Origin of the sequence: Mesorhizobium sp. B2-4-19 (assembly GCF_006441315.1) — a bacterium.
Classification (GTDB): Bacteria; Pseudomonadota; Alphaproteobacteria; order Rhizobiales; family Rhizobiaceae; genus Mesorhizobium.
In genome coordinates this window covers 12,407-29,399 of the sequence record NZ_VFUV01000009.1, presented here as the reverse complement: position 1 = coordinate 29,399, position 16,993 = coordinate 12,407, and the positions used below count along the sequence as shown (strand labels likewise).

Here is a 16,993-nt window from a genome sequence, read left to right as displayed (position 1 = left end):
TCAGGCACTCCTCTCGGTCGTCTCGTCGTCATGCGCGGGAGGGTCGGTGCGGTACCAGCCGGTGATGATCGAGCGCAGTTCGTTGATCGGGCCAGCGGCCAGGATCATCAGAATGTGGATGATGAAGAAACCGACCAGCAGCAGCATGATGGTGAAATGGATGGTGCGCGCCGTTTGCCGGCCGCCGAGCACCTCGTTGAGGAAGGGCAGCACCGAATTCATGCTGGGCGACATGGCAAGGCCGGTGATGATCATCAGCGGCAACAGCACGAACAGCACGCCGCCATAAGCCATCTTCTGCAGCGTGTTGTATTCGCGTGTGTGATGGAATTTCAGCTTGGCGTGGTCGACTATGTCCCGCGGCAGGCGCTTGAGGTCGTCGAGGCGCGGGGCGAGGTCGCGCCTGATATGGCCGTTGACCAGGCTGGCGACCAGCCAGACGATCAAGGTGGTCGTCAGGATCCAGGCGAAGAAGAAATGCACGACGCGGGCGGTGCCGAGGTCATAATAGGACGGAATGGTCGCCCAGGACGGGAAGCCGCGCGCCGTCTCGTTGCCCGGCGGACCCGACCAGCCGAGCACGCCCGTCGTGTCGAAGCGGTGCCCGAAGAGTTCGGTGTAGCCGCGCGGCCCGGCGCTCGTGTTTTCGGCACCGATTTCGAAGATGGTGTTGTTGTAGCCGAAGCCGGATTGCTTGCCGATATAGAGCTGCGGCCGGGCGTTGAAGATCTGCAGCCCGGAAAGCAGCATGAAGAACAGCGAAACGGCCCAGATCCAGTGCGTCAGCCGCGTCCAGCGCGACTGCCGGTAGATCAGCGTGCTGTCGCTCGACACGGGAGCGTCCGGTCCGGTGGCGGATTGGCTTCTGGCAACGGATTCCATCTTGTCTCTTCTCCCGGCCTCGCGGCGTGGCCTGCGCGTTCATTGTCCTCCTGATACGTCGCGATCCAAACCGATGTTTCACCCGATCACGGATTTATTACGGAGCACCCAGGCTGACGGCGAGATTGACGGCCGCGGCGACGATGACGGTGTTGAAGAAGAACGACAGGATCGAGTGGACAAGCACGACACAGCGCATATGCGTGGTCGATATGTTGGTGTCGGCGGTTTGCGCGGTCATGCCGATGACTGCGGAGAAATAGAGGAAATCCCAGCCTTCCGGCCGTTTGTCGCCCGGGAACAGCAATCCGCCGACCGGGATTTTCCTATTGGTTTCAGCGTCCACCGCATCGCCGTCCATCCAGTAGACATGCGCATAATGAAGTGCGGCCATGGCATGGATGGTGAACCAGCCAAGCGGGATCGACAGCAGCGCGAAACCGAGTTCGACGGAATTGCCTCTGTTCTTCTGATTGATAAGCAGGAACAACGAGACAACGGCGACGACAACGACGACGAGCGTCACGGCGAAGATGACCAGCACCGGCTGGTCAGTGGCGCGCGCATTCTTGCTCAGATATTTGCCGGTGAATTTGGGCATCTGGCTGACGACAAGAATGACGTAGGCGGCGAAAAAGGCATTGGCGCCGATCGAGTAGGCGAGCGGGGCGTGCAGCAGCAACGCCACAAGGAGCGCGAGCGCGCCGAAGCACGCCGACATTGCGAACAGCGTATGGCGCTGCATGGGCTTCTGGATCGGGGTTTCGGTGGCCATGACGTCTCCACCCTGGATCGCGCTCGGTTTCTACCCGGGTGTGGCGGATTTCAGTGCGCGCCGCAAGATGCGGTCGAGTTCGCCGAGGAACCGCGAGCGGTCCTGCGGCGCGAAGGAGGCGTTGTAACCCTTGCTCTCGCCGGTCTCGCGCAGATGCTGCTTGAGATCGCGCATGGCCACCGCCATGCCGATGGTTTCGGGCGTAAACGGCCGCCCGGTAGGCCCGAGCACGTGGGCGCCGAGCGCCACCGTGCGGGCGGCCAGCGGAATGTCCGCGGTGATCACGATATCGTTGGGTTTCGCGTTGTCGACGATCCAGTCGTCGGCGGCGTCGGCGCCCTTGGACACAACGACATTGCGGATCATCGGATCGCGCGAGGGCCGCAAGCCGCCATTGGAGACGTAGGTGACGACGACGCCGAGGCGCTCGGCGACTTTCTCGACCTCGGCCTTGACCGGGCAGGCATCGGCGTCGACGTAGATCTGAACAATGTTGGGCAAACCGATGCTCTGAACGTTTTAGGCAGCGAGACTTGCCACCAACTTTGCCACGATTCGGTCTCGTCGAACGACACCGACTGGGCGACCGATTGGATCGACTGCTACCAGTGACTTAACCCCGGCATCAATCATCTTTTTGAGAGCCGTGGCGTTGGATTCTGCCTTCTCCACGGTCTTCTTGGAGATCGTGAGAAGTGTCTCGATCTTAGGGATGTCTCCATCTTTGATCGCTTGTTCAAGCTCGCCGCCATAGTGGTCGTTATTTACAATCGATATCACCGAGTGACCATCTGTCGATGCCTTGAATACCCCATCAACCGTGATGAAGATGACGGTTAGTTCAGGGTCTACCTTTATAAGAGCAGATATATAAATCTGAATAGCGTCGCGGTCATAGGAACTAGTTGGGTCGCCAAGCCGCAGTGTAAGAGCTATTGGAGCCCCAGGCCGAAACTGGCGCGATCGTTGCAAGGGGTCGGGTAAGGCCAATTTCGCGACAAGCTCTAACGCTTCGATCTCGGCGCTCGTGTCAACTGGTGCTCTAGCATCGGCCTTAAATTTTGCAACGAGTCCGCCAGGACCGCTGACTTCTGCCACATCTCCCGACGCAATCAGATAGAGCAAGAGAGGTGCGGCAACTATGATGCCGAGCACAACTCCTGATCCTAGTTTCCCTTCGGGCAGAGCGATTACCAAGATAACAGTAACCGCCATGAAGAATCCGGCCAAAACGGCCGCATTTGTTCGTCGGTAAGACTTGAGCCGCTCCATACCGCAACAGTACGCTAACGCAGCCGAAGCGCAATACTTGCTGGGCATGGAGCCGGGCGAATGGTCACCCGGCTCCGTAAATCACTTACGCCGGCAAGGCGCCGGACTTCTTTGCCGTCCAGGTGGCGATATAGTCCATCAGGCCAGGATTGAGGCAGTCATAGGGTTCGAGCCCGATCGATTTCAGCTGGCCGCGGATGCCGTCCATGCGGCTCGGGTCGACACCGGATTCGATGATCGACGAGACGAAGGCGGTGAAGCCCGGCGGCGACCAGCCATCCTCCTCGAAGCGCTCGGGGTGGATGAAGGTGAGGCCCTTGAACGGATGATCGCGCTCGACCGGCCCGTGCATGTGGACGCCGCAGCCGGTACAGGCATGACGCTGGATCAATGCGGCGGGGTCGACCACTTTCAGCTTGTCGCCGTTCTCGCTGACGGTGACGTCGCCGGTGCCGGCGACGGCAACCACCGAGAATATGGCGCCTTCCGGCTTCCAGCATTTGGTGCAGCCGCAGGCGTGGTTGTGGGCGATCTGGCCCTTGACCTTCACCTTGACCGGCTTGCTGGTGCAAGCGCAGACCAGCGTGCCGCCGGCAAAGCTCGCGCTCTCCTTGGGCAGGCCATTGTCGATTTTCGGATGCAGTTTCTCCGCCATTTCTTCTCCTCCCAGGTTTTCGCCACAGAGGTCGCAGGCCGGTCGGTCGGCGGCGTGTGGCTTGCTTCAGTAAACGACGACGCTGCGGATCGACTTGCCCTCATGCATGAGGTCGAACCCCTTGTTGATGTCTTCCAGCTTCAGCAAATGGGTGATCATCGGGTCGATCTGGATCTTGCCGTCCATGTACCAGTCGACGATCCTCGGCACGTCGGTGCGGCCGCGCGCGCCGCCGAAGGCGGTGCCCATCCAGGTGCGGCCGGTAACCAGCTGGAACGGCCGCGTCGAGATTTCCTGGCCGGCGCCGGCGACGCCGATGATGACAGACTTGCCCCAGCCGCGGTGCGAGGCTTCCAGCGCCTGGCGCATCACCTTGGTGTTGCCGGTGCAGTCGAACGTGTAGTCGGCGCCGCCGATCTGGTCGGCGCCGCGCTTGGTCAGGTTGACGAGGTAAGGCACGATGTCGCCGTCGATCTCCTTCGGATTGACGAAATGCGTCATGCCGAACCGCTCGCCCCATTCCTCCTTGTCGTTGTTGAGGTCGACGCCGATGATCATGTCGGCGCCGGCAAGCTTCAGGCCTTGAATGACGTTGAGGCCGATACCGCCGAGGCCGAAGACCACAGCGGTCGCGCCTTGCTCGACCTTGGCGGTGTTGATGACGGCGCCGATGCCGGTGGTGACACCGCAGCCGATGTAGCAGATCTTGTCGAAGGGGGCGTCCGGACTGACCTTGGCCACCGCGATCTCGGGCAGCACGGTGAAGTTCGAGAAGGTCGAGCAGCCCATATAGTGGAAGATCTTGTCCTTGCCGATCGAGAAGCGCGACGAACCGTCGGGCATCAAGCCCTGGCCCTGCGTGGCACGGATGGCGGTGCACAGGTTGGTCTTGCGCGACAGGCAGGACGGGCACTGCCGGCACTCCGGCGTATAGAGCGGAATGACATGGTCGCCCTTCTTGACCGAGGTGACACCCTTGCCGACATCGACGACGACGCCAGCGCCCTCATGGCCGAGAATGGCTGGGAACAGGCCTTCGGGATCGGCGCCCGACAAAGTGAACTCGTCGGTGTGGCATATGCCGGTCGCCTTGATCTCGACCAGCACCTCGCCTTCGCGAGGGCCGTCGAGGTCGACCTCCATGATCTCCAGCGGCTTTCCGGCGGCGACGGCAACAGCGGCGCGGGTTTTCATAGGGCGTCCTCCAAATGCGAATTTTTTTCCAAGGTTTCAGGTTTTTCCGACACGATCAACAGGAAGCTGGCGCCGAGACTGGGCCACAGCGATGAATTGGAATCGCAAATCGATTGAAAGGCAGTGATTTGCATGGTCGGCTTGACCCCACAAGCACAGGTCATAAAAGGAACGACCGACCGGAGGGGAACGACCTCAGCATGTTCACGAAAATCCTGATCGCCAACCGTGGCGAGATCGCCTGTCGCGTCATCAAGACGGCGCGCAAGATGGGGATTGCCACGGTCGCGGTCTATTCCGATGCCGATCGCGACGCGGTGCATGTCGAGATGGCCGACGAGGCGATGCATATCGGGCCTTCGCCCGCAGCGCAAAGTTATCTTGTCCCTGAAAAGATCATCGCCGCCTGCAAGGAAACCGGGGCTCAGGCCGTGCATCCCGGCTATGGCTTCCTGTCCGAGCGGGCAACTTTCTGCGAAGCGCTGGAGAAGGAAGGCATCGTCTTCATCGGCCCGAAGCCCAAGGCGATCAAGGCGATGGGCGACAAGATCGAATCGAAGAAATTCGCCAACGCCGCCAAGGTTTCGACGGTTCCGGGCTGGCTCGGCGTCATCGAGAACGCCGACCATGCCGAGAAGATCGCCGGCGAGATCGGTTATCCCGTGATGATCAAGGCCTCGGCCGGCGGCGGCGGCAAGGGCATGCGCATTGCCTGGAACCGGTCGGAAGTGCGCGACGGCTTCGACAGGGCGCGCTCGGAGGCCAGGAGCTCGTTCGGCGACGACCGCGTGTTCATCGAAAAATTCGTCGTCGATCCGCGCCATATCGAGATCCAGGTGCTGGCCGACGCGCATGGCAATGCGCTCTATCTCGGCGAGCGCGAATGCTCGATCCAGCGCCGCAACCAGAAGGTCGCGGAAGAGGCGCCGTCGCCATTCCTCGACGCCAAGACGCGCAAGGCCATGGGCGAGCAGTCGGTGGCGCTGGCCAGGGCCGTCGACTACCAGAGCGCCGGCACGGTCGAGTTCATCGTCGACAAGGACAAGAACTTCTATTTCCTTGAAATGAATACACGATTGCAGGTCGAGCACCCCGTGACGGAGCTCGTCACCGACATCGATCTGGTCGAGCAGATGATCCGCGTCGCCGCCGGCGAGAAGCTCGCTTTGAAGCAAAGCGATATCAAGCTGAATGGCTGGGCGGTGGAAAGCCGGCTCTATGCCGAGGATCCCTATCGCAATTTCCTGCCGTCGATCGGCCGGCTGACGCGCTACCGGCCGCCGGAGGAGGGGCAATTCGGCGACGTCGTCATCCGCAACGATACCGGCGTCACCGAAGGCTCCGAGATTTCGATGTTCTACGACCCGATGCTCGCCAAATTGTGTACCTGGGCGCCGACGCGCATCGAAGCGATCGACGCCATGTCGGAAGCGCTCGACAGTTTTGTGGTCGACGGCATCGAGCACAACATCCCGTTCCTGGCGGCGCTGATGCAGCATCCGCGCTGGCGGGAAGGGGCGATATCGACCGGCTTCATAGCAGAGGAATATCCCGACGGTTTTGCGCCCGTCGTGCCGAACAGCGGAGAAAAGGCTGTTCTCGCCTCGATCGTGACCGCGGTGGAATTGCTGCGACGCGACCGGCTCGACCGGCTGGGTGGGCGGCTGGCGCCCCATTCGGGCGTACTCAAGCGCGATTGGGTGGTGAAGCTCGGCGGCGATTATCTCCAGGCGTCCATCCTCGAAGGCATGATCTCCATTCCGATGGAGATCGACCTGTCGATCGACGGCGGCAAGGCGCTGACCGTTTCGTCCGACTGGCGGCCGGGCGACCTGATCTGGCGCGGCACGGTCGGCAAGCGCTCGGTTGTCGCCCAGATCCGGCCTGTCGCCAACGGTCTTCGCATCGCCTGGAAAGGCATGTCGGTGACCGCGCGCGCCATGCTGCCGCGCATCGCCGAGCTGGAACGGCTGATGCCGGGGAAGGTGGCGCCGGACACGTCGAAACTGCTGCTCTGCCCGATGCCCGGCCTCGTCGTGTCGATCGCCGTCACCGAAGGCCAGGAGGTCAAGGCCGGCGAGACCTTGGCCGTGGTCGAGGCGATGAAGATGGAAAACGTCCTGCGCGCCGAGCGCGATCTCATCGTGTCGAAACTCAACGCCAAGCCCGGCGACAGCCTCGCTGTGGACGCAGTGATCATGGAATTCGCCTAGAGATTGTTTGGAAATTCTACTCCGGCGCCATCTGAAGGCGTTTTCTGCGCTTCCGGTGCAAGCCACGCTCCAGTTCTCGAAACCACCTCCACATGACTCGCCGGAGCGAATTTCGAAACAATCTTTGAGGTGAGGCGCCCTGCAGGCGGCAAGCCTGTGATTGGCGGTCGTTTGTGCTGGACTGGTATCGCCCGGTCCCGGACAATACATCTCCATCGACTCAAGGCCTTCGAGTGCGCGAGAAACCATGGCAGATGACAGACTTCCACGCGATCCTTTGAAGCGCGAAGCCGCCATTGCGGCCGCGCGGCCGGAAGTTCCGGCGCGGCCGTTCGTGCATCTGCGCGTGCATTCGGCCTATTCGCTGCTCGAGGGCGCGCTCCAGCTCGGCAAGATCGTCGGCCATGCCGTGAAGGACGAAGCGCCGGCGATCGCCGTCACAGACACCAACAATCTGTTCGGCGCGCTCGAATTCGCGCAGAAGGCGGTGAAGGACGGCATCCAGCCGATCATCGGCTGCCAGATCGCGCTCGCCTTTTCCGGCGAAAACAGCGACGGCCAGCGCGACCGCCGGCGGCAAGGCCCGGAAATGCGGCCGGTCGTTCTGCTCGCCGCGACCGAAGCCGGCTATTCCAACCTGGTCAGGCTGGTCAGCCGCGTCTACCTGGAAACACCGCCCGGCGAGGCGGTGCATCTGACGACCGAGATGCTGGAGGGAAAGGCCGACGGGCTGATCTGCCTGAGCGGTGGGCCGCGCGGCCCGATCGGCAACGCCTTGAAGGAGGATCGCCGCGATCTGGCCGAGGTGCGGCTTTTGACGCTCAAGACGATGTTCGGCGACCGGCTCTATGTCGAATTGGACCGGGTCGCGGGCTACGACCGGGTCATCGAACATCAGATGATCGATCTCGCCTATGCGCACGAACTTCCGCTTGTCGCCACCAACGAAGCGTTCTTCTCGTCGCGCGACGATTATGAGGCGCATGACGCGCTGATTGCCATTGCCGAAGGCTCCGTCGTCGCCGTCGACACCCGCCGCCGGCTGTCGCCGGACAATTTCCTGCGCAGCCAGGCCGAAATGGCGCAATTGTTCGCCGACCTGCCGGAAGCGATCGACAACACGGTCGAGATCGCGCAGCGCTGTTCGTACTATCCAAAAACCCGCAGTCCGATCCTGCCGCGCTTCACCGGCGGCGATGCGTCCGACAAGGACGCGGCCGAAAAGGCCGAAGCCGCGGAGCTGGCGCGCCAGGCGCGCGAGGGGCTCGACGCGCGGCTTGCGCTGCACGGACCGACGCCAGGTTATACGGTCGAGCAATATCGCGAACGGCTGGAGTTCGAGCTCGGCATCATCGAGAAGATGAAATTTCCGGGCTACTTCCTGATCGTTGCCGACTTCATCAAATGGGCCAAGGCGCAAGGCATTCCGGTCGGACCGGGCCGTGGTTCGGGCGCCGGATCGCTGGTCGCCTATTCGACGACCATCACTGACATCGATCCGCTGCGCTTCTCCCTACTGTTCGAGCGCTTCCTCAATCCCGACCGCGTGTCGATGCCCGACTTCGACATCGACTTCTGCCAGGATCGCCGCGAAGAGGTGATCCGCTACGTCCAGCAGAAATACGGCCGCGACCAGGTCGGCCAGATCATCACTTTCGGTACGCTGCAGGCGCGCGCCGTGCTGCGCGACGTCGGCCGCGTGCTGCAGATGCCTTATGGCCAGGTCGACAAGCTGTCCAAGATGGTGCCGCAGAACCCGGCCAATCCGGTCAAGCTCGCGGACGCCATCGCCAACGAGCCGCGCTTTGCCGAAGAGGCCGAGAAGGAGCCTATCGTCCAGACGCTGCTCGACATGGCGCAGAAGCTGGAAGGCCTTTACCGCCACGCTTCGACACACGCCGCCGGCATCGTCATCGGCGACCGGCCTTTGTCGGAACTGGTGCCGATGTACCGCGATCCGCGCTCAGACATGCCGGTCACCCAGTTCAACATGAAATATGTCGAGCAGGCCGGGCTGGTGAAGTTCGACTTCCTCGGCCTGAAGACGCTGACCGTGCTGGAGACGGCGGTGAAGCTGATCCGCCGGCGCGGCATCGACATCGATCTGGCGACGATCCCGCTCGACGACCCCGAGACCTACGCCATGCTGTCGCGCGGCGAGGTGGTCGGCGTGTTCCAGGTGGAAAGTGCCGGCATGCGCAAGGCGCTGATCGGCATGCGGCCCGACTGCATCGAGGACATCATCGCGCTCGTCGCCCTCTACCGGCCTGGCCCGATGGAGAACATCCCGACCTACAACGCCAGAAAGCATGGCGAGGAGGAGATGGCCTCGATCCATCCCAAGATCGACCATCTGGTGAAGGAGACGCAGGGCGTCATCGTTTACCAGGAACAGGTGATGCAGATCGCGCAGGAGCTGTCCGGCTATTCGCTCGGCGAGGCCGACCTTCTGCGCCGCGCCATGGGCAAGAAGATCCGCGCCGAGATGGACAAGCAGCGCGAGCGCTTTGTCTCGGGTGCGGTCGAGCGCGGTGTCAGCAAGCCGCAAGCCGACTTTATTTTCGACCTGCTGGCCAAGTTCGCCGACTACGGTTTCAACAAGTCGCACGCCGCCGCCTACGCCGTGGTCTCGTACCAGACCGCCTATCTCAAGGCGCATTATCCGGTTGAGTTCCTGGCCGCATCGATGACGCTCGACATGGGCAATACCGACAAGCTTGCCGACTTCCGCCAGGACGCGCTGCGCCTCGGCATCGAGGTTCTGGCGCCGTCGGTGATGACAAGCTTCCGGGCTTTCGAGGTCGGCGAGAACCGCATCTATTACTCGATGGCGGCGCTCAAGGGCGTCGGCGACGCGGCGGTCGAGCACATCGTTGCCGTGCGCGGCGAAAAGCCGTTCAAGAATCTCGCCGATTTCTGCGAGCGGGTCGATCCCAAGATCGTCGGCAAGCGCGTCTTCGAAAGCCTGATCATGGCCGGCGCGCTCGACTGCTTCGGCCATGACCGCGCCCAGATGATGGCTGGCGTCGAACGGATGATGGGATTGGCGTCACTTGCCCAGCAGAACGCCGTTTCCGGCCAGGCCGATATTTTCGGCGCCTCGCTGGGCGCACAGTCGCAGGCGCTGAACCTGCCGGCGACGGACCCATGGCTGGCCGCCGACAGGCTGCACCGCGAATTCCAGGTCGTCGGCTTCTATCTCTCGGCCCATCCGCTCGACGAATACAAGGCGGCTTTGCAGAAGATGCGGGTGCAGAACTGGGCGGAGTTCTCGGCCGCCGTCAAACGCGGCGCTTCCGCCGGCCGCCTGGCAGGCACGGTGACCAGCAAACAGGAGCGCAAGACGCGCACCGGCAACAAGATGGGCGTCGTGGCCTTTTCCGATACTTCCGGCCAGTACGAGGCCGTGCTGTTTTCCGAAGCGCTGGCGCAGTACCGTGACCTGCTCGAAGCCGGCCGCTCCGTCGTCATCACCGTCGCGGCCGAGGACCGGCCCGAGGGCGTCAATTTGCGCATCAACTCCGTGCAATCGCTGGAGGAGGAGGCAAGCCGCATCCAGAAGGCGCTGCGCATATTCGTCAGGAACGATGGACCCGCCTCGATAATCCAATCCCAGCTCACCCAGCGCGGTGAAAGCCAGGTGAGCATCATCGTGATCAAGGAAGAGGCCCAGGGCGAGGTCGAGATCGCCTTGCAGGGCGGCTACCGCGTTTCGCCGCAGATCGCCTCGGCAATGCGCGCCGTGCCCGGTGTGGTCGAAGTGGAGTTGGTGTGATCCCCGCCCTTGGCAGGCGTCGGCACAAGCCGCCCATGTCATCGCGATCGGCATGAAGGCCGCGGACAAGCAAGCATCACAGGATCGTTCCGCCATGGCGCGGCTGCGCGACACGCTGCGCAGGCTCTATCATGGGCGCACGCCCGCCGCCTTCCGGTTTCAAATTGCGGCAATCGTCATCGATCTGGCCATTATCGCCTTCTTCATCGCGACACCCGTCATCCAGCAATCGGCCTCGTTCCTGTGGCTGGATTATGCGGTGGCCGCGCTCGTCGGCGCCGATATGATCGCCCGGCTGCTGGCCTCAAACGACATGCTGCGCCTGATGAAGCAGCCGACTTCCTGGGTGGATGCCTTCATCCTGTTGACACTGCTGATGCCGACGGCGCTCGCCAATCTCGGTTTTCTGCGCATCCTGCGGCTGTGGTCGCTGTCGCGCAGCGGTTCGATCTGGCGGCATTTCGAGATGCGTGGGCTGAGGCCCTGGCGCGAGGCAAGCCATGCGGTCATCAACCTCTTGACGTTTCTGTTCGTCATAACCGGCTTCGTCTATACCTTCTTCTTCCGTAATGGAGCCGGGCTGGAAAATTACATCGACGCGCTTTATTTCACCGTCGCCACGGTGACGACGACCGGGTTTGGCGACATCGTGCTGCCGGGAATGGCCGGCAAGCTGACGGCGATCGTCACCATGATCATCGGCATATCGCTGTTTGTCAGGCTGGCGCAGGCGATCTTCCGGCCGGCCAGGGTGTTCTTTCCCTGTCCGCAATGCGGGCTGCAGCGGCATGAACCGGACGCCGTGCATTGCAAGGCCTGCGGGCATGTCCTCAACATACCGAACGAAGGCGATTGACGGGCTGAATGCTACGATGCCGCCACTTCAGCCGGTTGTACCGGTTTGCGCTGCAGATTGAGCAGATTGCCCATCAAGATCAGCAGCGCGCCACCAGCGGTGAAAGCGTCGATCTGCTCGTGATAGAGCAGCCAGCCGACCAGCGCCGACAAGGGCACCCGCAGGAAATCCATCGGCGAAATGACGGTCGCATCGGCATAGGTGAGCGCGCGGGCCATGCAGAAATGTGACGACATGCCGGTGAAGGCGATCAGCAGGATCCAGGGCCAGAGTTCAAGCGATGGGGTGCGCCACACGTAGAGGGCGGGGATGAGGCCGAGCGCCGACTGGATGATCAGCATCCAGAAAATGATGCGCACGACGCTGTCGGTGCGCGTCAGCGATTTCACCAGCACCAGCGATATGCCGAAACAGACCGCGGCGCCCAGCACGACCAGATGTCCGGGATCGACCGCGTCGGCGCCTGGACGGACGATGACCACCACGCCGATCAGGCCAAGCACGACTGCCGCCAGTTTCGGCCGGCTCAGCCTTTCGTTGAGAAAAGTCACCGCCAGGATCGCCGTCCAGATCGGCGTGGTGAATTCGATCGAGATCAGCACAGCCAGCGGGATCAGCGTCAAGGCGTAGAGCCATGCCGCCTGGCCGCTATAGTGGACGACGTTGCGGGCGAGATGGGCGAGGGGACGCTGCGTGCGCATTGCCGCGAAGCCGCCGCTCGCCAGCACCAGCGGCAAGAGGATGAAGAAGCCGATCACCGAGCGCAGTTCCAGCACCTGGAAGACGTTGAGTTCGGCTGTCGTGGCGCGGCCGGCGACCGACATCGCCAGGAAAGAGCTGATCGACAGCGCCATCCAGAACGCGGCCTTGGGGATCGAGGGGGTGGGTGCCATGGCAGCTATCTCGCAGGCCGGGGCTTTTGCCGCAATCGCTAGTCGCTCCATTCTTCTGGGCCAGTGCAATGGCGTGATCGTGCAAAACGGTCATGTCGCGAGCGGAACCCGATAGGGCAGTGGGCGTTGAGTCCCGATATTCAGCCGAGCTTCGCAGGACGTCTTTCAGCATCGACAGGGAGAATTTCGATGAGACCATTCGCGCAATTTGCGCTTGCTGGCTGTCTCTTGGTCGCGGCAGGCTCAGCCCATGCCGACGAGACCAAGTTTCTCCAGTCGTTCAACGGCAGTTTTGCCGGCAAGGGCACTGTCCAGTTGACCACGGATGTGCCGAACGTCAGTGTTTCCTGCAGTTTCAAGTCGAACGCGACCTCGACCTCGCTCTCGCTGGATGGCAATTGCCGCGGTCTCGTTTTGGTGACGCGGGCCATCAGTGCCAAGTTGAAGGTGACGGGTGCGAAATACAGCGGCGTCTATGTCGGGTCGCGCACCGGGCCGGCACAGCTGAACGGCAGCCGTTCGGGCAACGCGATCAATCTTGGCATCCGCTGGGCCCAGGAGATCAATGGCGATCGCAAGGCGCGGATGACGGTCGAGAAGCGAGGCGAGAACGGCATCCGGCTCACGGTCACCGATACCGATCCGAAAACCGGCAAGAACGTGGTGATGAGCCGGATCGATCTGACGCGCGTCTGACAGCAGGATCCGACTGAATCCCAACACATCCGGCATCCAGGTTCAGTCTTCCAGCGGCTCCGGCGGATGGGCATCGCGTCCTTTGCCGAACGTATAGCCGGTCTCCACCGCCTTGCGGCCGAATTTGTCGCGCAGCGCATCGATGGCGCCTTCGGCCATGGCGCGTTTGCGCGACTGGACGTCGACCAGATCCGGCGGGTCGGCCTTGTCGTCGTCGGAGAGGTCGCTGATCCCGATGCCGAGCAATCGAAACTTCGTGCCGTCGGTTTCCTTGCGAAGAAGCTCCACCCCGGTCTGAAAGATACGGTCCGCGAGCCGGGTCGGATCGCCGAGCTGGCGGTTGCGCGTGCGCAGTTTGAAATCCTGGGTCTTCAGCTTCAGCACCACGGTGCGTCCGGCAATGCCTGACTTTTTCAGCCGCGCCGAGACCTTTTCCGAAAGCCCTCTCAGCACCGCGACCAGCTCATCCAGCGACGCGATGTCGGTGTCAAAAGTGGTTTCGGCCGATACGCTCTTGGCGTCCTGGTCGGGGTCGACGCGGCGAACGTCCTCACCACGCGAAAGCCGGTAGAGCCGGTCGCCCATCACGCCGTAGCGGCGCATCAGGTCGCCACGCTCCATGGTTTGAAGCTGGCCTATGGTGCGGATGCCGTCCCGCTCCAGCGTGGCGTTAAACGCCTTGCCGACGCCCCAGATCATGGTCACCGGCTGCGTCGCCAGGAAGCCGACCGCCTCGGCCTCGCCGATGACCGAAAAGCCGCGCGGCTTGCGGAAGTCCGACGCGATTTTGGCGAGGAACTTGCAATAGGAGAGGCCCGCGGAAACGGTGATGCCGATCTCCTTCTCGACGGCCAGTGCGAAGCGCGCCAGAACCACGGCCGGCGGCAGGCCGTGCAGCCGTTCGGTGCCGGCGAGGTCGAGAAACGCCTCGTCGATCGACAGCGGTTCGACCAGCGGCGTCAGCGCCTGCATCATGGCGCGCACCTCGCGGCCGACACGCACGTATTTTTCCATGTCGGGCGGGATCACGACCGCCTCGGGGCAGGCCTCGAGCGCCTTGAACATCGGCATGGCGGAGCGCACGCCCCGGATGCGGGCTATGTAGCATGCGGTGGAGACGACCCCGCGCTTGCCGCCGCCGATGATCAGCGGCTTGTCCTTGAGCGCCGGGTTGTCGCGCTTTTCGATCGCCGCGTAGAAGGCGTCGCAATCGATATGGGCCAGGTGCAGCCCGTAAAGCTCGCGATGGCGGGCAAGGCGAGGGCTGCCACAGCGCTCGCAGCGGCGCGTTTCACCGCGCTGAAACGTCAGGCAGTCACGGCAAAAACCGTGATCGGGATTGTTGACAGGGGCCGCCATCACTGCGAACATAAAGAGAACAGAGGCAATGGTACGACAGTGCAGGGTCAGCGACAAGCTTGGCCTGGGGAGAACCATATGAGCACGACCATAGTACCGCTGGCGCCCGAGCTCTGGCCTGACTTCGAGGACCTTTTCGGCAAACAGGGCGCTTGCTACGGCTGCTGGTGCACGCATTTCCGGCTGGCGCCGGCGGCGCGGCGCGAGAGCAGCCGCGAGCGCAACAAGGACCATATCAAGGCGCGTATCGAAGCCGGGCCGCCGCCCGGCCTGCTGGCCTTCGAGGATGGCAAGGCGGTTGGCTGGATGCAGATCGGGCCGCGCGCCGACGTACCCGAATGGAACAACAAGGGCAGGGGCTCGGCGCCGACCGATCCCGCCGACGCTTCCGACCCGGCCGTCTGGGCGATCTCCTGCTTCTTCGTCCGCGCCAGGGCGCGGGGCCGGGGCATCACGCATCGCCTCGTCGAGGGCGGCGTCGATTTCGCCCGCAGCAACGGAGCGCGGCTTGTCGAGGCCTGCCCGATCGACCTGTCGCGCGATTCGCGTTCGATCGGCCTGTTCGTCGGCTCGTCCGGGGTGTTCGAGAAGGCGGGGTTCGAGAGGCTGGTGGAACGCAAGGCCGGCCGGCCGCTGATGCGGCTGGTGCTTTGATCCACCTTCTGCAAGCGCGAAACAGAGCCCTTGAGGGTATAGCTTCACAGCGCCGATAACCGGCTGGTGCTTTTGGCTGACAGCCTGACTGTCATCATCTTGCAGTTGTGATGGTATTTCCCTACCAGAAGCACGAAACGATTTTTGCCTTTTCGCTCAACGGAGACATCCCGTGAACCGTATGTTGCCAATTGCCTTTACCGCGCTTCTCTTCAGCGCGCCCGCCTTCGGCCAGGCCGTCGACAGCAAGGGCGCCAAGCAATTGTCCGATGACCTGTCCCGCTATGTCGGCAAACAGGCGCTCGACAAGGGCATTCTGAAGGTTTCGGTCGAAGGCGACGCCTACAAGGTCGCGTTCGATCTCAAGGCGCTTGCCGCGACGGTTCCCGCACAAGGAAAGGTGAAACTCGACTTCGCGCCCTACGCCGTGCTGGTGAAGCCGCGCAGCGACGGGACCTGGGATGTCTCGATGGATTTTTCGCAAAGCGGATCCTTCGAGTTCAACGGGCCCGAGGGGCTGCAAAGCACGCAGTTTTCGATCAAGGACGGCAAGGGTTCCGGTGTCTATGATCCCAATCTGGCGGCCTTCATCAGCGGCACCAGTTCGTTGGCCGGCATGACTATGGCCTCGAAGGATGCCAAGCAGCAGATGGAGGCCAGCACTGGCGCCGGCACCGCGACGATCGCCGCCACCAAGGCCGCCAATGGCGGCGTCGATTTCACGATGTCGCAAAAAATTTCGAATTTCGCCGAGGCGATCAAACTGGACGATCCCGAGAACGGGCTGAATTTCCCGGTCACCATCAAGTCGCCGGAATTGTCGGTGGAAGCCAGCGGCAAGGGTGTGCAGACCAGGCCGCTGCTAGACCTCCTGGCATTTGCCGTGGCCAATGAGGACGAGAAGACGCTGAAGGCAAACCAGGCGCAGCTCAAGTCGCTGCTGCGCGCAGCGCTTCCGGTGTGGGAGCGCATCGACGGCACCTATGGCTTCAAGGATTTCGCGGTCGACAGCCCGATCGGCACTTTCGGCGCGACCCAGCTCAGCACCGCGTTCGGCAGCGACGGCGTTTCCCAGAGCGGCAAGGTCTCGTACGGCATCAAGGCGTCGGGCCTGACCGTGCCGCAGCGGCTTTTGCCGAGCTGGAGCGTGGCGTTGCTGCCCACCGATATCGACCTGAACTTCGGCGGTGCCAATATCGATCTCGACAGCATGGCGAAGAAGGCGATCGAAGCCTTTGATCTCAATCAGGATCCGCCGCTGTCGGCCGAGTTCGGCGACCAGCTCAAGACGGACTTCCTGGCCAAGGCGCCGAAGGTCGTCATTGGCCACAGCGTTGTGAAGAACAGGGACATGGAGATCGCGCTGGAAGGCGAGATGACCAGCTTCGGCCAGAAACCCGACGCAAATCTCACCGTCGATGTCGCCGGCTTCGACAAGATCATGGCGCATCTGCAGGAAGCGGCAAAGGCGGAGCCGGAGGTCGGGCAGTACGTGCCTGTCGCTCTCATGGTCAAGGGCTTTGCCAAGACGCTGCCGGACGGTCGGCTGGAATGGGCCGTCAGCACCAAGGCCGACGGCTCGGTCACCGTCAACGGCGTCATGCTGAAGCCCGCCGATCCGGCGGTGGACGACAGCGTCCACAACGGTGACGGCGAGGACGACAGCAGCGGCGGCGACAATGGCGGCGGTGCCAATAGTGGCGGTGGCGACGCCAATAGTGGCGATGGTGACAATGGCGGGGCCGGTGCGAAGCTGAATCCTTGAGGGG

At 62.6% G+C, this 16,993-nt stretch carries 14 protein-coding genes; 6 read left to right on the top strand and 8 right to left on the bottom strand.

Going from position 1 to position 16,993, the window contains the following annotated elements; genetic code table 11:
* The 6 genes from FJ546_RS16835 to FJ546_RS16810 all read right to left on the bottom strand — a co-directional run bounded on the left by FJ546_RS16835 (position 1) and on the right by FJ546_RS16810 (position 4,778).
* A complete protein-coding gene (locus FJ546_RS16835) occupies positions 1-882 on the bottom strand; it encodes a cytochrome b/b6 domain-containing protein (protein WP_140890364.1) in 882 nt (293 codons plus the stop codon).
* Positions 883-979: 97 nt separating this feature from the next.
* Entirely contained in the window at positions 980-1,657 is a 678-nt protein-coding gene (locus FJ546_RS16830) for a DUF1345 domain-containing protein (RefSeq protein ID WP_140890363.1), read from the bottom strand.
* Between the two features lie 30 nt (positions 1,658-1,687).
* Positions 1,688-2,149: a YaiI/YqxD family protein gene (locus FJ546_RS16825; RefSeq protein WP_181167980.1), complete on the bottom strand. Its 462-nt coding sequence runs from the start codon at positions 2,147-2,149 to the stop codon at positions 1,688-1,690.
* A gap of 27 nt (positions 2,150-2,176) precedes the next feature.
* Positions 2,177-2,872 carry a hypothetical protein gene (locus FJ546_RS16820; protein WP_140890361.1) on the bottom strand — a complete coding sequence of 232 codons (696 nt, stop codon included), beginning with the start codon at positions 2,870-2,872 and terminating at the stop codon, positions 2,177-2,179.
* A gap of 142 nt (positions 2,873-3,014) precedes the next feature.
* On the bottom strand, positions 3,015-3,584 hold the full coding sequence (gene gfa / locus FJ546_RS16815; protein WP_140890360.1) for an S-(hydroxymethyl)glutathione synthase: 570 nt from the start codon (positions 3,582-3,584) through the stop codon (positions 3,015-3,017).
* A 66-nt stretch (positions 3,585-3,650) separates the two neighbouring features.
* On the bottom strand, positions 3,651-4,778 hold the full coding sequence (locus tag FJ546_RS16810; protein WP_140890359.1) for an S-(hydroxymethyl)glutathione dehydrogenase/class III alcohol dehydrogenase: 1,128 nt from the start codon (positions 4,776-4,778) through the stop codon (positions 3,651-3,653).
* Positions 4,779-4,978: 200 nt separating this feature from the next.
* Between FJ546_RS16810 and FJ546_RS16805 the strand changes: the two genes are divergently transcribed.
* The 3 genes from FJ546_RS16805 to FJ546_RS16795 all read left to right on the top strand — a co-directional run bounded on the left by FJ546_RS16805 (position 4,979) and on the right by FJ546_RS16795 (position 11,622).
* Positions 4,979-6,991, top strand: a complete 2,013-nt coding sequence (locus tag FJ546_RS16805; protein ID WP_140890358.1) for an acetyl/propionyl/methylcrotonyl-CoA carboxylase subunit alpha — start codon at positions 4,979-4,981, stop codon at positions 6,989-6,991.
* A gap of 247 nt (positions 6,992-7,238) precedes the next feature.
* Positions 7,239-10,766, top strand: coding sequence for a DNA polymerase III subunit alpha (gene dnaE, locus FJ546_RS16800; RefSeq protein WP_140890357.1), 3,528 nt, complete (start codon positions 7,239-7,241; stop codon positions 10,764-10,766).
* 52 nt (positions 10,767-10,818) lie between these two features.
* A complete protein-coding gene (locus FJ546_RS16795; protein WP_140890356.1) occupies positions 10,819-11,622 on the top strand; it encodes an ion channel in 804 nt (267 codons plus the stop codon).
* 11 nt (positions 11,623-11,633) lie between these two features.
* Here the strand turns inward: FJ546_RS16795 and FJ546_RS16790 are convergent, their stop codons facing one another.
* Positions 11,634-12,515: a DMT family transporter gene (locus FJ546_RS16790; RefSeq protein WP_140890355.1), complete on the bottom strand. Its 882-nt coding sequence runs from the start codon at positions 12,513-12,515 to the stop codon at positions 11,634-11,636.
* Between the two features lie 189 nt (positions 12,516-12,704).
* Between FJ546_RS16790 and FJ546_RS16785 the strand changes: the two genes are divergently transcribed.
* Positions 12,705-13,211: a hypothetical protein gene (locus tag FJ546_RS16785; protein ID WP_140890354.1), complete on the top strand. Its 507-nt coding sequence runs from the start codon at positions 12,705-12,707 to the stop codon at positions 13,209-13,211.
* A gap of 42 nt (positions 13,212-13,253) precedes the next feature.
* Here the strand turns inward: FJ546_RS16785 and FJ546_RS16780 are convergent, their stop codons facing one another.
* Positions 13,254-14,582, bottom strand: a complete 1,329-nt coding sequence (locus tag FJ546_RS16780) for a DNA polymerase IV (RefSeq protein WP_140890353.1) — start codon at positions 14,580-14,582, stop codon at positions 13,254-13,256.
* A gap of 66 nt (positions 14,583-14,648) precedes the next feature.
* Between FJ546_RS16780 and FJ546_RS16775 the strand changes: the two genes are divergently transcribed.
* A complete protein-coding gene (locus tag FJ546_RS16775; RefSeq protein WP_140890352.1) occupies positions 14,649-15,224 on the top strand; it encodes a GNAT family N-acetyltransferase in 576 nt (191 codons plus the stop codon).
* A 181-nt stretch (positions 15,225-15,405) separates the two neighbouring features.
* Positions 15,406-16,989, top strand: a complete 1,584-nt coding sequence (locus FJ546_RS16770) for a hypothetical protein (RefSeq protein ID WP_246686877.1) — start codon at positions 15,406-15,408, stop codon at positions 16,987-16,989.
* Positions 16,990-16,993 lie beyond the last annotated feature (4 nt).